The 18,243-nt window shown below is 55.8% G+C and carries 16 protein-coding genes and 1 tRNA gene; 7 read left to right on the forward strand and 10 right to left on the reverse strand.

All coding sequences use genetic code 11. From position 1 onward, the window contains the following. Window positions 1-272: 272 nt before the first annotated feature. Both QWI20_RS00610 and QWI20_RS00615 read left to right on the forward strand, forming a co-directional pair. Complete coding sequence (locus tag QWI20_RS00610; protein ID WP_369303701.1) at window positions 273-554, forward strand: hypothetical protein; 282 nt, start codon at window positions 273-275, stop codon at window positions 552-554. Window positions 555-793: 239 nt separating this feature from the next. Beyond that, on the forward strand, window positions 794-1,066 hold the full coding sequence (locus QWI20_RS00615; RefSeq protein WP_074888396.1) for a hypothetical protein: 273 nt from the start codon (window positions 794-796) through the stop codon (window positions 1,064-1,066). Between the two features lie 43 nt (window positions 1,067-1,109). Here QWI20_RS00615 and QWI20_RS00620 read toward each other — a convergent pair whose 3' ends face one another. From QWI20_RS00620 to QWI20_RS00640, 5 genes are all read right to left on the reverse strand, one after another. Continuing rightward, window positions 1,110-3,395: an Orn/Lys/Arg decarboxylase N-terminal domain-containing protein gene (locus QWI20_RS00620; RefSeq protein WP_369303703.1), complete on the reverse strand. Its 2,286-nt coding sequence runs from the start codon at window positions 3,393-3,395 to the stop codon at window positions 1,110-1,112. Then, a complete protein-coding gene (gene potE, locus QWI20_RS00625; protein WP_369303704.1) occupies window positions 3,392-4,801 on the reverse strand; it encodes a putrescine-ornithine antiporter in 1,410 nt (469 codons plus the stop codon). Before potE ends, QWI20_RS00620 begins: the two co-directional genes overlap by 4 nt. Before the next feature lie 417 nt (window positions 4,802-5,218). Next, window positions 5,219-6,055, reverse strand: a complete 837-nt coding sequence (gene ampE / locus QWI20_RS00630; RefSeq protein WP_369303705.1) for a regulatory signaling modulator protein AmpE — start codon at window positions 6,053-6,055, stop codon at window positions 5,219-5,221. 15 nt (window positions 6,056-6,070) lie between these two features. Further along, the gene (gene ampD, locus QWI20_RS00635; protein ID WP_369303706.1) at window positions 6,071-6,619 is read right to left on the reverse strand and encodes a 1,6-anhydro-N-acetylmuramyl-L-alanine amidase AmpD; all 549 of its coding nucleotides are present in this window, start codon (window positions 6,617-6,619) and stop codon (window positions 6,071-6,073) included. A gap of 124 nt (window positions 6,620-6,743) precedes the next feature. Then, window positions 6,744-8,984, reverse strand: coding sequence for a DUF1631 domain-containing protein (locus QWI20_RS00640; protein WP_369303707.1), 2,241 nt, complete (start codon window positions 8,982-8,984; stop codon window positions 6,744-6,746). A 383-nt stretch (window positions 8,985-9,367) separates the two neighbouring features. Here QWI20_RS00640 and nadC point away from each other — a divergent pair, with 383 nt between their 5' ends. The 4 genes from nadC (at window position 9,368) to QWI20_RS00660 (ending at window position 11,630) form a co-directional block, all read left to right on the forward strand. Then, on the forward strand, window positions 9,368-10,216 hold the full coding sequence (gene nadC / locus QWI20_RS00645; RefSeq protein WP_369303708.1) for a carboxylating nicotinate-nucleotide diphosphorylase: 849 nt from the start codon (window positions 9,368-9,370) through the stop codon (window positions 10,214-10,216). A gap of 80 nt (window positions 10,217-10,296) precedes the next feature. Beyond that, window positions 10,297-10,527, forward strand: coding sequence for a hypothetical protein (locus QWI20_RS00650; RefSeq protein ID WP_369303709.1), 231 nt, complete (start codon window positions 10,297-10,299; stop codon window positions 10,525-10,527). Between the two features lie 45 nt (window positions 10,528-10,572). Next, complete coding sequence (locus QWI20_RS00655; protein WP_369303710.1) at window positions 10,573-10,701, forward strand: hypothetical protein; 129 nt, start codon at window positions 10,573-10,575, stop codon at window positions 10,699-10,701. 434 nt (window positions 10,702-11,135) lie between these two features. Then, window positions 11,136-11,630, forward strand: coding sequence for an Hcp family type VI secretion system effector (locus QWI20_RS00660; RefSeq protein ID WP_369303711.1), 495 nt, complete (start codon window positions 11,136-11,138; stop codon window positions 11,628-11,630). A 365-nt stretch (window positions 11,631-11,995) separates the two neighbouring features. Here QWI20_RS00660 and QWI20_RS00665 read toward each other — a convergent pair whose 3' ends face one another. From QWI20_RS00665 to QWI20_RS00685, 5 genes are all read right to left on the reverse strand, one after another. Beyond that, window positions 11,996-12,640 (reverse strand): hypothetical protein, encoded by a 645-nt coding sequence (locus QWI20_RS00665; RefSeq protein ID WP_369303712.1) that lies wholly within the window; start codon window positions 12,638-12,640, stop codon window positions 11,996-11,998. 194 nt (window positions 12,641-12,834) lie between these two features. Continuing rightward, window positions 12,835-14,070, reverse strand: coding sequence for a polysaccharide biosynthesis C-terminal domain-containing protein (locus QWI20_RS00670; RefSeq protein ID WP_369303713.1), 1,236 nt, complete (start codon window positions 14,068-14,070; stop codon window positions 12,835-12,837). 193 nt (window positions 14,071-14,263) lie between these two features. Further along, window positions 14,264-14,339 (reverse strand) — tRNA-Thr (locus tag QWI20_RS00675). Between the two features lie 30 nt (window positions 14,340-14,369). Then, window positions 14,370-15,791 (reverse strand): O-antigen ligase family protein, encoded by a 1,422-nt coding sequence (locus tag QWI20_RS00680; protein ID WP_369303714.1) that lies wholly within the window; start codon window positions 15,789-15,791, stop codon window positions 14,370-14,372. 124 nt (window positions 15,792-15,915) lie between these two features. Then, on the reverse strand, window positions 15,916-16,326 hold the full coding sequence (locus tag QWI20_RS00685; protein ID WP_369303715.1) for a pilin: 411 nt from the start codon (window positions 16,324-16,326) through the stop codon (window positions 15,916-15,918). Window positions 16,327-16,546: 220 nt separating this feature from the next. On the opposite strand from QWI20_RS00685, the gene pilB reads away from it, so the two are divergent. Then, the gene (gene pilB, locus QWI20_RS00690) at window positions 16,547-18,241 is read left to right on the forward strand and encodes a type IV-A pilus assembly ATPase PilB (protein WP_369303717.1); all 1,695 of its coding nucleotides are present in this window, start codon (window positions 16,547-16,549) and stop codon (window positions 18,239-18,241) included. Window positions 18,242-18,243 lie beyond the last annotated feature (2 nt).

An 18,243-nucleotide genomic window follows, 5' to 3' on the forward strand; every position in this document is an offset into this window, starting at 1 on the left:
TTCCGCTCAAAACTGATGGGCGTACCATCGCCCTCACACCCAAACACGAACCGAGGGCAGGAAAAATGATCGTTCATCTCCTTACTTGCTTGACGCTCGCAGCTCTCACCAGCTACGTCGTCGCCCTCAAACTCTTCGATCTGGGATCGGTTGTAATGACCGCGGACGATGAGGACAGTCGTGTTGTGGCACCGGCCAACTAAGGCCAAGTAGCTGACACTTATCAGCACCTTTCACGCTTTCAATTTTCTGTTAGATGCGGAGCAATCGACATGACCCGAGACGTCACTTTGCACGTAAGTTTTCCCGCATTCGGGAAGAACTATTACTCACAACATGTCATCGCCCGCAAGAATAGCCACGGTCTCATTGAGGACAATCGCTTCGGCGGCTTCATGATGCCTTCGGCGGAAAACCACTTCAGCAACGAGGTGGTGGGCTTCAACGATCAGTTCCGGTTTTTGACTGACGTATTGGCCATGCACTTGCTGGAAGTTGAAGAGCCACGACCTGCACGTCGAACTCGACAGTCAGTTCAGTCGCGTAGCTTGTAAATAGAGTTTTTCGCCTATTGCCACCCCTGCAGCCAGGTAACCCCGACCTTGGCGACACGGGTGGCTTTTCTTTTGCGAGCATCTGCCTGATCCCTGCAAAGAACTCCATTCGGAGTTTATGTCGGCCAGCGATAGTCGCGTTTGCCTTGGCACCCACTGGCGGAAATCCGGAATCTGAGGTCTGATGCGCAAGGCTCGTACCGATAACGAGCCACACACTTACTTCTGCGGAAACCCACATGAAACACGCCCTGCTCGCCGGCTTGCTCCTGACTGCCTGTGCCCTGCCCTTCGCGGCAAATGCCAACGACGACAACAATCAGTGCCAGATGAACCTGAGCAAGGTTCGTGACGCGAAAGTCGCCAACCCCAATCTCAGCGACGCGGTCAAAAGCGATATCGACACCACCGTGCACCGCGCCGAAGCGGCTTTGGCGCGGCACAACGATGACGGCGGGCGCGAATGCGTGGCGCTAACGCAGCAAGCGCTGCAAAAGGCCCAGAGTAACTGAGCCGGAGCTGGGCCAGACGGCTCACCCCGTTTTAACGCCGAAGCTATTTCAACGCCAGCATCCGATAAACACCCGCTTCGCTTTCAATGCCATGGGTGTCGTGGGTGAAGCCGGGGAAGGACCGATCGAAACTTTCCAGCGCCCGAAGATAGGCCAGCAACGGCCCGTCCGCAGGCCCTGCGTTTTCCCCGGGCATCAACAGCGGGATGCCAGGCGGATACGGCACGATGCCCGTCGCGGCAATACGCCCGGCGGCCTCCTCCAGAGTGACCTGCTCCACCTCGTTTTTGACCAACTTCTCGTACGCCTCCACCGGGCTGAATTCCGCCTTGGGTAACGTGCCGAACGCCTTCGACATGGCCGCCGTGGTCTTGGTCTCCTTCATCGCGGCAAAGATAGCTTCCGCCAGATCCTTCAACCCCATGCCGGCATAGCGCTGCTGATTCGCGGTGAGCAACTCCGGCAGGCAAAGCTCCAGTTCCAGATTGGTGTCGTAGTCGCGTTTGAAGTCGAGCAACGCGTTGACCAGCGTGCCCCACTTGCCCTTGGTGATGCCGATGGAGAACAGGAAAAGGATGGTGAAGTCCGTGGTCTTCTCGACGACGATGCCCTGATGCCCCAGGTAGGCGCTGAGCACGCAGGCCGGAATGCCGAAGTCCAGCAAGTTGCCGTCGTCGCCCATGCCCGGGCTGAGGATGGACACCTTGATCGGGTCGAGCATGCAGTAGCCGTCTTCGATGTCGCCGAAGCCGTGCCACACCTCGTCGGGGTGCAAGACCCAGCAATTCGGATCGGTCTTGAGCCGCACCGGATCGACTTCGTGAAACGGAATCGCCGTAGCCCCGACCTGCACTGTAGGCGGCTGCCAGCAGGAGAAAAACCAGTCGTCGCGGGTCAGCATGTCGGTCTGCATGCGCGAAATAACCTGACGGAACGCGACGGCTTCTTCGATGGATTCGTTGGTCAGAATCTGGCCACTCGGCGCTTCCATCATTGCCGAGCTGACATCGCACGACGCCATGATCGCGTAATTGGGCGAGGTCGACGCGTGCATCATGTAGGACTCGTTGAAGCGCCCATGGGGAATCGGGTTGCGGCCGTTACGGACATGAATCATCGACGCCTGAGACAGCGCCGCGAGCAGCTTGTGGGTCGACTGCGTGGCGAACACGGTGGGCTTGGAGGAATCGTGATCATCCGGGCTGCCGTGCATGGCGAAGCGGTCTTTGTACAGCGGATTGAACCGGGCGTAGCCGTACCAGGCTTCGTCGAAATGCAGCCGGTCAACGCTCTGGCCCAGCAGCTCTTCGACGCGGGTGACATTGTAGGTCAGGCCGTCGTACGTGGAGTTGGTGACGATGGCATGCACCGGCGTCGGGTCGATGTGGCTTTTGACCAGCGGGTTGCTGGCAATAGCGGCTTTGACGCTCTCGGCGCTCAAGGTCTGCGGCAAGATCGGGCCGATGATGCCGTAGCGGTTGCGTGTGGGCACCAGATAGGTCGGGATCGCACCGGACAGCGTCATCGCATGTTCGGCGGACTTGTGACAGTTGCGGTCGCACAGGGCGATCTGATCACGGGTCACACTGGCCATCAGGATCACGCGGTTGGACATCGAGGAGCCGTTGGTCACGTAGTACGTGCGGTGGGCCCCGAATACCTTCGCCGCATAGCGCTCGCCCTGGCCGATCGGGCCGCTGTGGTCGAGCAACGAGCCCAGTTCGCCGACGGAAATCGACAGGTCGGAGCGCAGCAGGTTCTCGCCAAAAAACTCGTAGAACGCGCGGCCTGCGGTGCTTTTCAGAAAGGCCGTGCCGCCGGCGTGACCCGGGGTGTGCCAGGAATATTCGTAGCTGCGGGCGAACTTCAGCAGCGCGCCGAACATCGGCGGCAACACCGCCTGACGATAGCGCTCGATGGCCGCCATGATGCGTCCGCTGAGGAAGCGGCTGGTATCTTCGGGCAGCCAGATGAAGTCATCGGCGTGCTGCATGACGATCAGCGGCACACTCGACGCCGTGCTGCGATCGCTGATCAGAAACACCGGCACACGGGTGTTGCGCTCACGCAAGGTGGTGAGCAGATCGATGCATTCCTTATGGTCGTCGCTGCTGTCCATTTCCCAACTGAGCAACACACACTGGATCGCCGGATCGGAGCTGAGGATCGACTTCGCGTCGCTCAGGCTTTCGGAGGTCAGCACGCTGATGGCGCGGTCTTCCACGTCGCTGATCAGCTGGATCAGGGCCCGGCCGAATACGCTGCGTTTGTCGGGTTGGCTACTGACCAACAGCGCCAGCATGCCGAGCAAGTGTCTGTTGTCGCTCATGGTCGAGTCTCCAGGTTGGCCATCTTCAGGTTATTGACGGGGATCGGCTCGCCGACGATGTGCTGCGCCGCGACGGTCTGGGTGGGCACGCTGTTGTTCAGCGCTTCGAGCCGGATCAGGCGGGTGTTGACGTAACCGAACAGGGTGTAGCCGACGATGGTCGCCACCCCGCCGAGCATCAACGCTTCGGCACCGGAGCTGTACAGCGCCAGATAGCTGTACGCGGTCGCGATGCCGGCCACGATATTGGTGATGAGGGCTTTTTGCGGCGGTACGTTGGAGACCTTTTGCAGGGTCATCAGCGTCGCCATCGACAGGATGTACGGCACCAGATTGGTGACCACCGCAAGATTGACCAAGGTGTCGAACTGCTTGGCCAGGTCGGGGCTGATGGTCAACAGCGCCAGTGCAGTCTGAATGGCCAGCAGGATCAACATGCTGATGATCGGCACGCCATGCTTGTTGGCTTTGGCAAAGATCGGCAGGAAGTAACCAGTGTCCGCCGAGCTTTTGAACACCTGTGCCACCGTGAACTGCCAGCCCAATAGCGAGCCGATGCAAGCGAGGACCATGAGCCCCATGATGATGTCGCCGACCATGGGGTTGAACATCTTGGCGAACACCAGCCCGAACGGCGCGGTTGAGGAAACCAGTTCCGCGTTGTCGACGATACCGGCGATGACGTTGGTCGACACGATATAGATCACCGCTGCGCCGAGGGTCCCACCGAGCACTGCGATGGGCACGTTCTTCTCGGGGTTTTCAACTGCATCGCCGTTGGCACACGCCGACTCCAGACCGAGGAACGCCCATAAGGTAATCGCCACCGACGCGCCCGCTGCCTCGTACCAGGTCTTGTCGTGGGGATTCCATCCTGCCGCATAGGTGCTGCTGTCAAACCAGAACCAGCCAATGGTCGAAACCAGCACGACGGGCGCAATAACGCCCCATACGGTCACCGCGCCAATCTTGCCGGTAATACTCGCGCCGCCGAAGTTGGCAAACGTGGTAATCCATAACAGAGCAATGGTCGCCAGGCCGACTTCAAGCGAACCCAACTTGATATCGAAAAGCGTCTGAATATATCCAACTGCGGTGATGCTGATCGCCACGTTGGCAATCAACAACGATAACCCGTATGTGTAGTTGGTGATGTAGTTACCCGATTTACCGAACGTGTATTCCGCATAACCGCCCATGCCGCCGGTCTTGCGACTGAGCATGCCGCATCGCGCAAAGGCGTAGGCCAGAGCCAGCGAGCCGGTGGCCGTGATCAGCCAGGAAAGGATGGAAATGCCACCGACCTCGGCGAGCTTGGTGGGCAACAACACAATGCCGGATCCCAGCATGTTGACCGCAGTCAACATCGTGAGCTGACCCACGCTCATTTTCTTAGCGACTGACATTCCGTTGCCCTATTAGGAGGAAGTGAGAGGGTTTAGCTATAGCAAAGGATTCTTGTTAATCAAGAAACAGCCGGACGCTAGTTGCTGGCGACAAGCCATCTTTGCTTGGGCTAGTTATGTTTTTGGAAGGTCGAATAACGTTGGAAAGAACTGTTAGTTCAGAGGGATGGCGGCGTCTGACCGGAGGCAAAAGAGGATAGCGTCAGAAATAAGAGGGTCATTGATCTATATCAATTGGATGACGAATAGCGTCTAGGCTATGAAGATCATTTTTACGATCAGGGATTGAATGGCCTCACTTTGCAGACGCTGATTTGGAGGCCAATCGAACCATGGGGCCAGCTTGCTCACTCCCACCTAAGAGGCGTTGGCTGCGCGACTGCGCAGCTGCCGGGTAAACGGAGATCTGGCACGGCTTTAAACAAACAACGTGATCAGCGCAAAGCCGACGTACCAGACGATGGCCGAGCGGATGAGCAATTCCCACAATACATCCAGGCTGTTGACGCCCTCGACGCCCACCACTGGCGCGGGGACCTCGCCGGCGACGCAGCCGACTTTGCTGATCAGGTGAGAAGCGCTGATGTTCCAGTTGAGCAGTTCGCTGAGCATCACGCGGCTGACGGCGACGAAGTTTCCGACCAGCGCAAAGCTGGCCGCCAGCAACCGCACCGGCACCCAGTCAAATGCGTGCCTTGCCTGGGTCGCACGTTCGACCAGCGCCGGGGTTTTGCCGTGTTCCGAAGCGAGGGCCAGCAAGCGGTACGCCAACGCGGCAACCGGGCCGAGCACGAAGTACCAGAAAATCACTGCGAAGAAGCCCTGGTAGATCTGCCACAGCAAATACGTTTGAGCGCCGCCCAATAGCTGCTCTTCGTTCTCGGCCTGGACACCCAGGTCACGTTCGGCAACCAGCACCGCTGCTTCCTGATCGCCACGACGGCAGGCGTCCCGGAACGAGCCGAGTGTGGCTTTGACGTCGCCACGGCCCAGGCTGTAAATCAGCACCAGCAAATGGATCGGCAGCGCGAGCCAGCCATAGGCCACCGAGCCGACAATCACCAATACCAAGGCGAGGACCACCAAAGGCAGCACTACCGTCACCATCAAAATCCACCACGGCCGTTTGGCCGAGCGTGGGTTGGATTCCAGCCGGCTCAACTGATTGAGCCATGGCCCGTCGCGCTGAATACGCTGGCGCAGGGCCGAGAACTTCTCAATCCAGACCGCCAGCAGCAAAACCAGAAAACTCATTAGCTGTTCCTCACTTCAAACGTCCAGGGCGGCACGAAACCGCGCCCAGTCAAAACACGGACCCGGATCGGTCTTGCGCCCCGGCGCGATATCGCTGTGACCGCATATGCGATGCCCCCTAATCGCCGGCCATGCCGCCTGCAACTGGCGGGTCAGCTCGATCAACGCCTCATATTGCGCGTCGGCGAAGGGTTGATCATCAGTGCCTTCGAGCTCGATGCCAATGGAAAAATCATTGCACGTCTCGCGCCCCTCGAACACCGACACACCCGCATGCCAGGCACGGTCGAGGCACGAAACGAATTGCGTCACCTCGCCGTCGCGCTCAATCAAGAAATGCGCAGACACTCGCAGCTCGGCGATGCCTTCAAAGTAGGGGTGTTCTGTGACGTCCAGCCGGTTCTGGAAGAATGCCTGGACCTTGCCGGTCTTGAACTGCGCGGGCGGCAGACTGATGTTGTGGATCACCAGCAACGAGATTTCGTTTTCCGGCCGGGCATTGAAATTGGGTGAAGGGCAATGCTGCGCGCCGTGGCACCAGCCGGTGGCAGGGTCCAGATGCATGGGAAGTCCTTAGGGCGTGAAACGACAGCGCGCAGTATGCCCGCGACAGGAAAGGATGTGGATGGCGAATCTACGTTGAGGTCACACAGATTCGCAGGCAGAAGTCGTAGGACCTATCTGGCGCTTAGCCCTTGAGCTTGCGCAGATTACCCAGCACCGACTCCAGCGCGCGGTCGAACAGAAGGGCATCGTCGAGAACACGAATCGTGCCGCGACGGAATTCCACCGCAAGGCCCATACGGGTTTTCTCAAGCACCTTCATGCCGGTGCGATTGACGAACACGTAGCGCCCGCTCGGCTCGACGATCGCCGCCAGCTTGCAACGCAGCTTGTGGGATTCGTCTTCCTGGATCTCGACCCAACTGCCAAGACGAAGCTTTTCGACCTGCAACAAACCTTCGTCATCAGCAGGCAGTTGCATCGACGGTTCGTTCTGAATTTGCTCGCCCGGCCCAACCAGCACGATCTCCTCCACCACCGCCATCATCGTGGGGCCGTTAGCGGACTGGGGCTGATCGCCTTCCGCATCATCTTTTGGCGTCCGCGCTACATGGCTGAACGCCTGAACGTGCAACACTTCGAGCTGACTGAAGAATTCGCTGGTGGCGAACGGATCAAAAGCGGCGCTGCTCAAGCCGTCGCGCAGGGACTTCAGCAGCCCCGGCACCAGCTCGAGCAAACGCTGTCGCGCTTCCGGCTCATCATGGGGCTCGACGCTCCAGATCAGATCGTCCATGGCCTGAAGGCCTGAAGCCCATTCGCTCGACTGATCACCGTGCTTCAGGCACGTCAGCAACAGGACCTTGCTCCAAGCCTCCTGCAACAGGCGAACAACCACCTGCGGCAGAGTCTTGCCGAGCAGGCGATCGTTCAAAGCCTGCTGCACGCGCTGACGGGCCAACTCGGCCAATGCGCGGCCTTGTTCGGCGTCACGGGTGCGCTGCTCAAGGAGTTCGCTGCGACGACGTTCGTCACTGGTAAAGGCCAGGAAATCCACCAGCAGTTCAGTGAAGATCGCCGGGTCATCGACAAAGTCGTGGAGCAGGCGCTGGACGATCTGATCGATGCGGGCGTAGAGCGAGTCGCGCTGGGTGTCATCGCGACCACCCCAGCCAAGCGCCGCGGAGGCGATTTCGTTCAGCAGCCGGCGCGCGGGGTGGCTGCCGCGGCTGAAGAAGCTTTTGTCGATGACCGCGACCTTGAGCATCGGAATCTGCAAACGACCGATCAACGCACGCAGCGAACTCGGCAGGTTGCGGTCATCGAGGATGAATTCAAACAGCATCGAGATGAGGTTGATAACGTCCTCATCCATCGTCCCGACGACGCGAAACTTGCCGCTTCTCGCGCTGACCCGGCCGATCAGCTGCTCGAGCTGAGCGCGCAGATCGAAATCGTCGCTCTCCTCGACTTTCGGGACGTACTGCTGCAAGTGGGACAGTAGACGCAGCAAGTCCTGGCTGGAGATTGGGCGCGCATCGGTGACCGAATCAGGGCGCGGCGTCAGATGTCCACGCACGTGCACCAGCAACTCCTGTAGCGCGGAAAACACGTCCTGCACGCTTTTATCGAGACTTTCCGTCGCCTGAAGAATAGCGGCGTTGTCAGCACGAACGGCTTCGCTCGAAGGCGGCGCGCTGGCGATGCGATCAGTCGAGCGACGGGACGGCAGCGCCTTCAGTTCCGGCAATACACCTGCGGAAATTAACAACTGGTTGGCTTCCTCATAAAGCTGATCGGCGTTGCTCAAGGCGTACTTCTCAAACAGCTTGAGAATGATCAGCTTCACCTTGATTTCAACGCCCAGACTGCGCCCGGCTTGCAGGAAATAGTCGCACAGCAGCGTCGGACCCAACGGATTGGTCTCGTCGGTCAACGGCTGGGGGATGAGTACGTTCAAACGTGTGGTCAGCTGACCGAGGGCGATACCGTCGCGACTCATGACCTTGACCACCATCGCGTCAACCGCAACGGTGCGTTCGAGATCATCGTTATGGACCAGCGCAAGCTTGTCGTAGGAAACGGGCTCGGGCATCGGGGGCTCGGCCACTTCGTACTGGCCCAGGCGCAGGAATGCTTCAAAGAACTTGTCGAGAAAATTGCGCTCGATGCTTTTGCGCTTCAAACGCAAGTCGCGCATAGCTTCAAAAAAGATGTTCTGCTCGGCGTTGTTGTGAGCACGGTCGGCCATTTCGAAGAGCGTGTCGTCGGCATTGTCGAACAGCGTCTGCAGGCTTTCCTTCAGTTGCTGGGCGGCCCGGTCGCGAACCTGAAGCAGAACGACGGGCAGCCGAGCGACAGGCGAGGAACCGGGATGATCCGCACCTGCCTTCAAGGGCACCACTTTGTTACCGTCGTTCTGCATCAAGGACTCCTTCACACCGTCGACACAACTGCTTTAACAACAGCTACACCCCGCGGCGAACGAAGACTCGACTCCATTCGGACGGATCTCAAAATTTTATCCCTGGGGATGTTGCAGGCTAACGTCAACGCTATGACGTCAAATACAAGGCGAAAGTATCAGGTAAATCAGGACCGCTCGCCAGCGGACTCTTCGCCTTATTGGAATAATAGAAGGCGGCGAAGGGACATGTGCAGCGATAGACCATCAAAATCACACTCTGTCGCATAAGCGAGGAAAAAACCGACAAAGTGCAGGTTATGCATTCGACTGGACACCTGGCGTACGTAGGTTGGTACACGCGTCTGCCATATACTCGGCGCACTTAGTCCGTGGAGCCTGATATGCCAAACCTACGTCTTGACGCCCTCACTGCCGAAATCGAAGCCAACGTGCGCCGTGCGTTGCTGGAGGATGTAGGCAGTGGCGACATCACCGCGCAGCTGATTCCGGCGGAGCGACTGGCCAAGGCCACCGTCATTTCCCGGGACGCTGCAGTGATTGCCGGCACGGCGTGGGTCGATGCTGTTTTTCGTCAGCTTGATCCGCGCGTCGCCGTGCATTGGCAGATTGTTGACGGCGATCGCGTGCAGCCCAATCAAGCGCTGTTCCACCTGGAAGGTCCCGCCCGCTCCCTGCTGACGGGCGAACGCAGCGCTCTCAACTTTCTGCAGCTGCTGTCAGGCGTTGCCACCCGCGCGCAGCACTACGCTGACATGGTCGCGGACACTCAGGTCAAACTGCTCGACACCCGTAAAACCCTCCCCGGCCTAAGAATGGCGCAGAAATACGCCGTGACCTGCGGCGGCTGTCATAACCATCGCATCGGCTTGTTCGACGCCTTCCTGATCAAGGAAAACCACATCGCTGCGTGTGGCGGCATTGCGGAAGCCATCACGGCCGCGCACAAAATCGCGCCGGGCAAGCCCGTGGAGATCGAAGTGGAAAGCCTCGACGAACTCAAGCAAGCCCTCGACGGCGGCGCCGACATCATCATGCTTGATGAACTGAGCCTGGACGATATGCGTGAGGCTGTGCGCCTCACTGCGGGTCGCGCCAAGCTGGAAGCTAGTGGTGGTGTGACGGACGCGACTTTGCGCACCATTGCTGAGACTGGCGTTGATTACATTTCAATTGGGACGCTGACTAAGGATGTGAAGGCTGTGGATTTGTCGATGCGCTTGAGTCTCTGAGATCGTGGCAGCGTCTTAAAGGTTGAACTGCGACGGGTGCTCGGGCTCTGCTTGTTATTACCTTCATAGGGAGAACCAGCATGAACTGTTATCTGTGCCAAGCAGAAGCTGAGCAGCGTGAGTCGACGCAAGGTGGTCAGGTGGTTGTCTGCCGTGACTGCGGTGAATACCTGATCTCGGATGTTGTGCTGAGGCAGCTACCGTCGAAGCCGCTAAATTTTTCCAAAATGCGTGAAGACCTGCATCATCAGAGACAGAGCAACGCTACCTCTCTGGCACAGATCAACAGCGAGACGGCGGTTTGGGCTTGAGCGTTTTGGGTTTCGGTTTTTGATAGGGCAGATGAGGAAATGACGATGGCTGACGAGAAGAAACCTGACGAGAACGAACAACCTGAAAAGGACGTTCCGGCTCACTCGACTGAAGAAGAGAAGGAGCGGCTGAAGGATTTCAATAAGGACGGGATTCCGCCGGGGATCTGTTGATTGGCGGAATGATGCGAATGTTGGATACGAATAAGCCCGGTGCTTAAGACCGGGTTGTGCCGTCGTTTAATCAAGCCGAGCATCTCAACACAGAGCAGTACCGTCTCGAATGGAGTTTTGCCCACTGCGAGATCGCACTTCACTGTCACGAGGCCAATTCAGATAACCAGATTGGTTGCAAACTCGAATCAGTTATCCCAATACGGGAAATTAACTATTCGGTTTGCTGACTTATATTGGAGCGGCACTCCCCCGCCAATAGCGCGACATAGGCCTCACAGTGATATCTGTGAGACTGCAATGTGATTTCGCACACTGAGGGTGCACGCTCACTTTCCTACGAGGGCTTGGGACTGGGTGCGGTCACATGGCTGGCAATGGTGAGGATCATAAGTTAGGATTCGCTCTCCAACAGTCAAGAGCAGGGAGCTGATATGTCATTCGACGCATTCATGCAGGTAAACGGTGTTGAAGGAGAATCACTTGATGCTGATCACAAGGGCTGGGTCGAGCTACTCTCGTATCACTACGATGCTATCCAGTCGATTAGTCAGTCTGCCAGTTCCAACGGTGGGGCATCAGCAGGAGGGGTCAGCTTAGGAGACTTCCGCGTTACTAAATATATTGACCGGGCGACACCCAAATTATTTGAATTGTGTTGCCGAGGCTCGCACATTGAACAGGTGACTATTCGCATACACCGGGCAGGTGCTGAAAAATTTAAGTACCTGGATATTGTTTTAGAAGAAGTATTGATCTCTACGGTGAGTGGTCAAGGCGCCGAATTTGCGGGCCTGCCTGTAGAAGCCATTACTCTAAATTACGGCCGTATCAAGTTCGAATATACACAACAGCGACGTGTTGACGGGGGAAGTGCGGGCATCGTATCGGGCGGCTGGGATCGGACAGCAAATAAGCCATTCGCCTAGACATATAGGCAATAGCCACTGAGCAAATTCCGCATGGTCCGCCAATGTAATTGGCGGACGTTGGAATCACCAGAATGCTATCACTGTTAACGCAAGCAAAGCTGCTGTCAGCGCCGCCTCCAGCCTAGAGCATCTAGAAACTATAATTAACTGCACTCCTATTACCAGCGCGAGAATAACGCCCCGGAAAACTGACCGATTGCTAGAATCATCTTCCACCAAGACGCCTGCGGGGCTTTGCGCAGGGTCTAGCGAGTCCATCCAGTCATACTTGGACCCATGAAATAACGCGTACATGAACAAGAGAACGAAAAAGAGGACGTACAAAATAACGCGCAATACATTTCTGCTTTTACTCATAATGGTCACATCATAAGCTGGCTAAACCGAAGCCAGTTTTTTACGATGAAGTCTCCGTATCTAGTGTTGTCTTTTATTTTATCTAACGACAAAGCCATCCCCCTATTGTAGCGAGCACCAATCACTCTAACCTCATCTAACCCAATGGAAGTAAAACCATCGTGATCGGCAAGCATCCGCAAATGCCTGCCAGCCAAGTCAATATTGTACACATCGCGCTCAAGACAGTAAGACAAACTCCGTAATTGGCTTACATCCATCTGCTCCGGATCTAAGCCTATTGTCAGTGCGGCGGTTTTAAGTTGAATACTTACCCAACCGAAGCTAGTTTTTGACGGCGGGTTAGTAATCACAGTTGAAAAATTACCAATGTGATCGAACGCACGCACCTCAAAAGCCACTCTATCAATAAAGTTGGGATCACCGCCGGTTTCAATCCAGCAAACCCCGGCTACAAGTTCGACGGGAAGTGCGTATTTAAGCGCAGTCGCTTTGATGATTAGCTTGTTGTGGACTACCCAGGCATCTTTGAACCGCTGTATATAGCCCCGACCACCACCTAAAGGCTCTGGAACAACCTTCCACATCATGACGTCGAGAAGCCCCCATGTCGGGCTACTATTGGACCCCGTATCGCAAAACTCATCCATCTGGCTCGTCCTTGATTCAGCTAACAGGGCACACTATACACCGGTCACACCTCAATTGCTTACGTTGAACTACGGTGGGATACGTCCATATGAATCTGTATGCGATTCGCTGTCTCTCTGCCCTACCGCATTCAACATCGGGACATGGTCCGCGCGTCGGACACAGCTTAGAGCACTTCACCAACTGGGAGTAACTAGCTGAACAACATGCGGCGCAGCCGACAGCAAAGAGTAGTGCAAAGGCAGATCTCTGTTAAGAGAGTTGCAAGGGCCGCGCCAGCAACGCCTATCACCGGAATCAAGGCGAAGTTCAGGGCGACGTTTACAGTGACTGCAGCGATTAAGCTTTTTGCAAACCATCGTTCCTGCTGCGTAGCGATGGCATGCTGTTCCATCACGTAGTTCGGAAGCGCAAAAATCAGGCCGGTGAACAGTAGCCGAATTATGGTGTGAGCCCCTTCTGAGTAAGCGCTCCCGAACAAAACGCCCACCACCCAAGGGCCAAAGATCCACCCGCCCACCGCCAAAAGCAAACCGACGAACGCCGCTCCAACCACAGAGTTGCGGCTAAATCGGCTTCTCTCGTCGCCACCTACCGCCAGTATTCTCATTCTCCGAAACAGCATCAGAGCCACCGGCGTAGCCAGCGCCATCAGGCCGTCTTGAATCCGCGTCGCTACCGCATACTGACCAATCGCAGGCACTTCTCCCAGCAGGTGCCGGAGAATAACGATGTCGATGTGGTGATAGAGAGTCGTAGCGAGGCCGACCGCGAAGAAACTCACCGAGCTGCGATAGGCCCAAACCGGAACCTTCCACTCAATTCGGCGCAGTGGAGGGAAGTGCTTGAAGTGGAATGCGAGCGTCAGCCCAAGACCCAGCCCCCACGCGAGAAAGATCGACACCGGGGCAGCGCCAGCAATGAGTACCGAACCAAGTACAAACAAGGCGCTGACCGTCCTGCCATAAAAAAGAAATTGAGCATCTCGCTCAAAATTTCCGGCCCCTTTGAACCAGGAGGACTGCCATTGCGTGAGAGTGATCATGGCGAAGCAAAAGATGCCGGCCATGAGAGCAGGCCCGTCTACCCAGAGATGCAATGCACCAGCCAGCAACATGAAAACCGAAGTGGTTACCAGGAGGTGCGTCAGCGCAGTGCTTGGTAGTTCTGAGTAACGTGTGCTTAGAGCAGCGGATGGCGACGCACGCTCACGCATCAGAAGAACGTTAAACCCTGCGTCCTGCATCAGTACAAGAACAGTCACCAGCACATAGATGTAGGTGTAATGCCCAAACGAGCTTGAACCCATGCTCCGCGCGAACAGGACCGAAAGGCCCAACGAGACTGCAGCGGAGTAAGCCGTCACGCCCCACTGCATTGCCAGCGGCGCAACCTGCTTGATGAATGCTGCTCTCGGCGCTAGCTCCATTGCAAATACACCTTATGGCAAGAGCTGCGAGGCTGGCGAGTCGGGCAGATCGGAGAGATGGAGCTATTTGATGGAAGTGACACGGACCGACCTTCTTTATAACTGCGGAGGAGGGTCGTGAGACCGTAGCGATGCTCGGGTTGACGATTATGCTCGTTGAGCTTTGGGTTTCTGTGCGACCGATGACAAGAAATGGTGCCGAAAATAGGAATCGAACCTACGACCTTCGCGTTACGAGTGCGCTGCTCTACCGACTGAGCTATTTCGGCGTTACTAATGGAGAAATTAGCAGCATTTATTTACTCCAACAAGCGGCCACTAGGCTGCGCAATGACTCCTTGCATCCAGAACCGAGGCTGGAATCGATCGCCATGCTCTTGGATATAAGCCTGCTCCCGCTGTTTAAGATCTGGCGCATCACGAACAGTTATGTAGCCAAGATAAGCGACCGCCAAAGTCAAAAATGCGACCCATCCTCGCCGCGCAAATGCCCGTACCGCCTTGGGCTCAGGCGAAAATTCATGGATGCCGATCAGCCAGCCCACGACAATGGCGAGCCACAACTGCGAGTAAGGCATTACAATAACGCCATCGACCATTGACTGAGTCAACGCGCCAATCAAACTCGCGAACAGACAGACTCGCAATGCGTTCACGGGTTCAGTTGACCGGTGGTTGACACGAATCTCACGGAACGTAGCCCATACCCCCTTAGAAACTAGCCACATCACCAACAGCGTGGAAAGGATTCCCCATTCGCAAGCCCACTGCAAGATAGCTTGGTGGGGATGTGCTGCTACGGGATTTGGGATGTCGGCGAAGTGCATAGGGCCGAAACCAAGCAGTGGTCGCTCATTAATCATTTCCCAAGCTTGGTGCCAAATAATGTCACGAGCCGACAGCGAAGTGCTTAGCCTATCGCCCGCAAAATTCACTACTTCAATACCTAACTTGCTCGGCAATACGCTTAAGAGCAGCCAAAACGTTGCTAGCCCGGCGAGCACTGCGAGCACCTGCCAGCCAATCCAGCGCCGACCTTGGATGCCGCAAAACGCTAACACTGCTCCAGCTCCCGCCATGCCTAGCCAAGTGCCCCGCGTTCCGCCGCAGATGGCGATCACCCACCAGAAACAGAGGAGCATAAAGGCCCACTTTTTTGTCGCGGGCTTAGTAATCACGGCTAACAAAGGAAACGCTAACAGAGGAAGCGTAAAAGTTTGAAACTGTCCGTAAAAGCGTTTGTTTGAGAAGCCGTCCAGAAGAACGTCTGTATCCAAAGTTTGGAAACCGCTCGTAAACGCAGCACATAATGCCGCACCAAACTGAACACATTTCAAGCTACAGAGGATAACAACTAGCATCCAAAATAAACGGTCCAACCCCTCGCCTAGCTCGCGCCGCCATTGGCCTATTATCAGGCTGGAGCCGATACAACTCGTGATCAGGGCTAACTCCGCGAGGCTCCAAGCCGGCTGATTTGCGAGCGTGATAGAGGTGTATGCAAGCGCTAACAACGTTATCGTGACTACCTGGACGTACCTTAGATGGAGAAGTTTTTGCGGCCGCACCGAGGGACCGAACAGGGTCATCACCAATAGCACGATAGTGATGGCAAGCTGGAAAATGCGTTGCGAATCGTGGTCCCCGAAAGCCTGCAGCGTCACAGGCGCGATCAACAGAAAGAAAAACAAACCTGTGGAAAAAAGAAATCCTCGACTCATAGCCTCTCGCATCGGAACCTCTGCGTATCAAGCATTGTTGAAAGCAATAAAAACCCGGCCTATGTGGGCCGGGTTCATTTGACGTACGGACCGCTAAAGTAACCGGCCGTCATTACAAAGTGTTTTAGGTACCAGAACCATTGCAGCCCGACACAGAGTATTTAGTCGTATTTGTGCAACTCCACACGCCAGCAGCGCTGCGCGCGAGCGTTACCGTTTTGCTGTTCACAGCCGGGTTGCCTTTAATGCCACAAACAATGCTAGCGACGCCGTCGGTACCGACCGATACAGTGGTTGCGCAGCGGGTAGTCGAAGCGGTCAGGCCGATATCAGCGGCAGAGGTAGTCGCCGCAGAGCCTTCGTTGATTCTAGTCTCAGCCAATGTTTTGCCCGGATTGATCTCAGCAAGCGCCGCCCCTAACTGCGATTTACCTGTGTAATCCTGATAAGCAGGCAGCGCGATTGCTGCCAAGATGCCGATGATCGCGACCACGATCATCAGTTCGATCAAAGTAAAACCTTTCTGTGAGTTCATCACGACTTCTCCACCGTCAATTATTAGATCACGCTTAGGGATCAAGCATTTGCCGTGCCAACAAACGCTATGGCAAAGATTGAGCCGTTGCTATGAATGAAAAGTACGTAGGGTCTGGATTCTGGGCAGAATGTGACATTTATTGTCACTAGCAGGAGGTTGATTGGCAGCCTTGCCTGACTGCGCTATAAACAAGCCTTGTCCGTATCTGGTGGCTGTAATGACTGATGTCGTCCTAACCGGTTTAGCTAAACAGCTCGTCGTCGCTGAATTACTCGACGAAAAAACAGCTCAGCAGGCGTACCAGCAAGCACGAAAAGACCGGCTTTCGCTGGTGAGCTACCTCGTACAAAGTAAGCTCGTCAATAGCCTGGTTCTTGCGGAAATGGCTTCCGACCAATTCGGCCTGCCTTTCTTGGATTTGACCAACCTCGACAAAGATAGTCAGCCTAGAGGATTGGTTAGCGAGAAGCTGATCCGCCAGCATCATGCTCTGCCACTGTGGCGGCGCGGTAACAAGCTATTCGTAGGGGTTTCGGACCCTACCAACCACCAAGCGATCACCGACATTCAGTTCAGTACCGGCCTGACCACTGAAGCTATCCTGATTGAAGACGATAAGCTGACGGCGGGCATTGACAAGTTTTTCGATACTAGCACCGGCCTCGGCGAGATGGCCGATGTTGATCTGAGTCTAGAGATTGAGACTACCTCCGATAGCAAGGAGACGATGCTCGGTGAGGTCGACGCTGAGGATGCGCCAGTCGTACGCTTCGTGAACAAAATGTTAATGGACGCTATCCGGTTAGGTTCGTCGGACCTACATTTTGAGCCATACGAGAAGATCTTTAGAGTACGTCTACGTACTGACGGTATTCTGCATGAGGTGGCAAAGCCGCCGACCCAGCTGGCAGGTCGCATCGCCGCGCGGCTCAAAGTAATGGCGGGATTGGATATCTCAGAGCGCCGCAGACCACAAGATGGCAGAATAAAGCTCCGTATATCAAAAAACCGAGCCATCGACTTTCGAGTAAATACCCTGCCTACGCTATGGGGCGAGAAAATCGTAATGAGGATCCTAGATCCCACCAGCGCGCAAATGGGAATTGATGCGCTTGGCTATGAACCAGAACAAAAGGCGCTGTATCTGGAGGCGTTGAGCAAGCCGCAGGGAATGATCTTGGTAACGGGGCCGACGGGTTCTGGCAAAACCGTATCGCTCTACACAGGGCTTAACATCCTTAACACCACAGATATCAATATTTCCACCGCAGAAGACCCAGTGGAAATCAACCTGGAAGGTATTAATCAGGTCAACGTCAACCCCAGACAAGGAATGGATTTCTCTCAAGCACTTCGAGCATTTTTACGTCAGGATCCTGACGTCATCATGGTGGGCGAAATCCGTGATTTGGAGACTGCCGAGATAGCGATAAAAGCGTCGCAAACCGGCCACATGGTCCTATCCACGCTGCATACCAACAGTGCAGCCGAGACCCTGACCCGCCTGCATCACATGGGCGTTGCGGCATTTAACATAGCCACCGCCATTAACCTGATCATTGCCCAGCGCCTTGCTCGAAAGTTATGCCCTCACTGCAAGAAGGAAATTTCGGTACCGCGGGATACTTTGCTATCTGAGGGATTCCCCGAGGACCGTATCGGCAGCTTCAAGCTTTACTCCCCGGTAGGCTGTGAGCATTGCAACGCAGGATACAAGGGGCGAGTCGGCATATATGAAGTCGTGAAAAACACTCCTGCACTGGAACGCATCATTATGGAGGAAGGCAACTCGATTGATATCGCGACACAAATGCGCAAAGACGGTTACAACGACCTGCGTACCTCCGGGCTTCTAAAGGCCATGCATGGGCTGACCAGCCTGGAAGAAATCAATAGGGTAACCAAGGACTAACG

It is taken from the genome of Pseudomonas sp. W2-17 (assembly GCF_041060445.1).
GTDB lineage: Bacteria > Pseudomonadota > Gammaproteobacteria > Pseudomonadales > Pseudomonadaceae > Aquipseudomonas.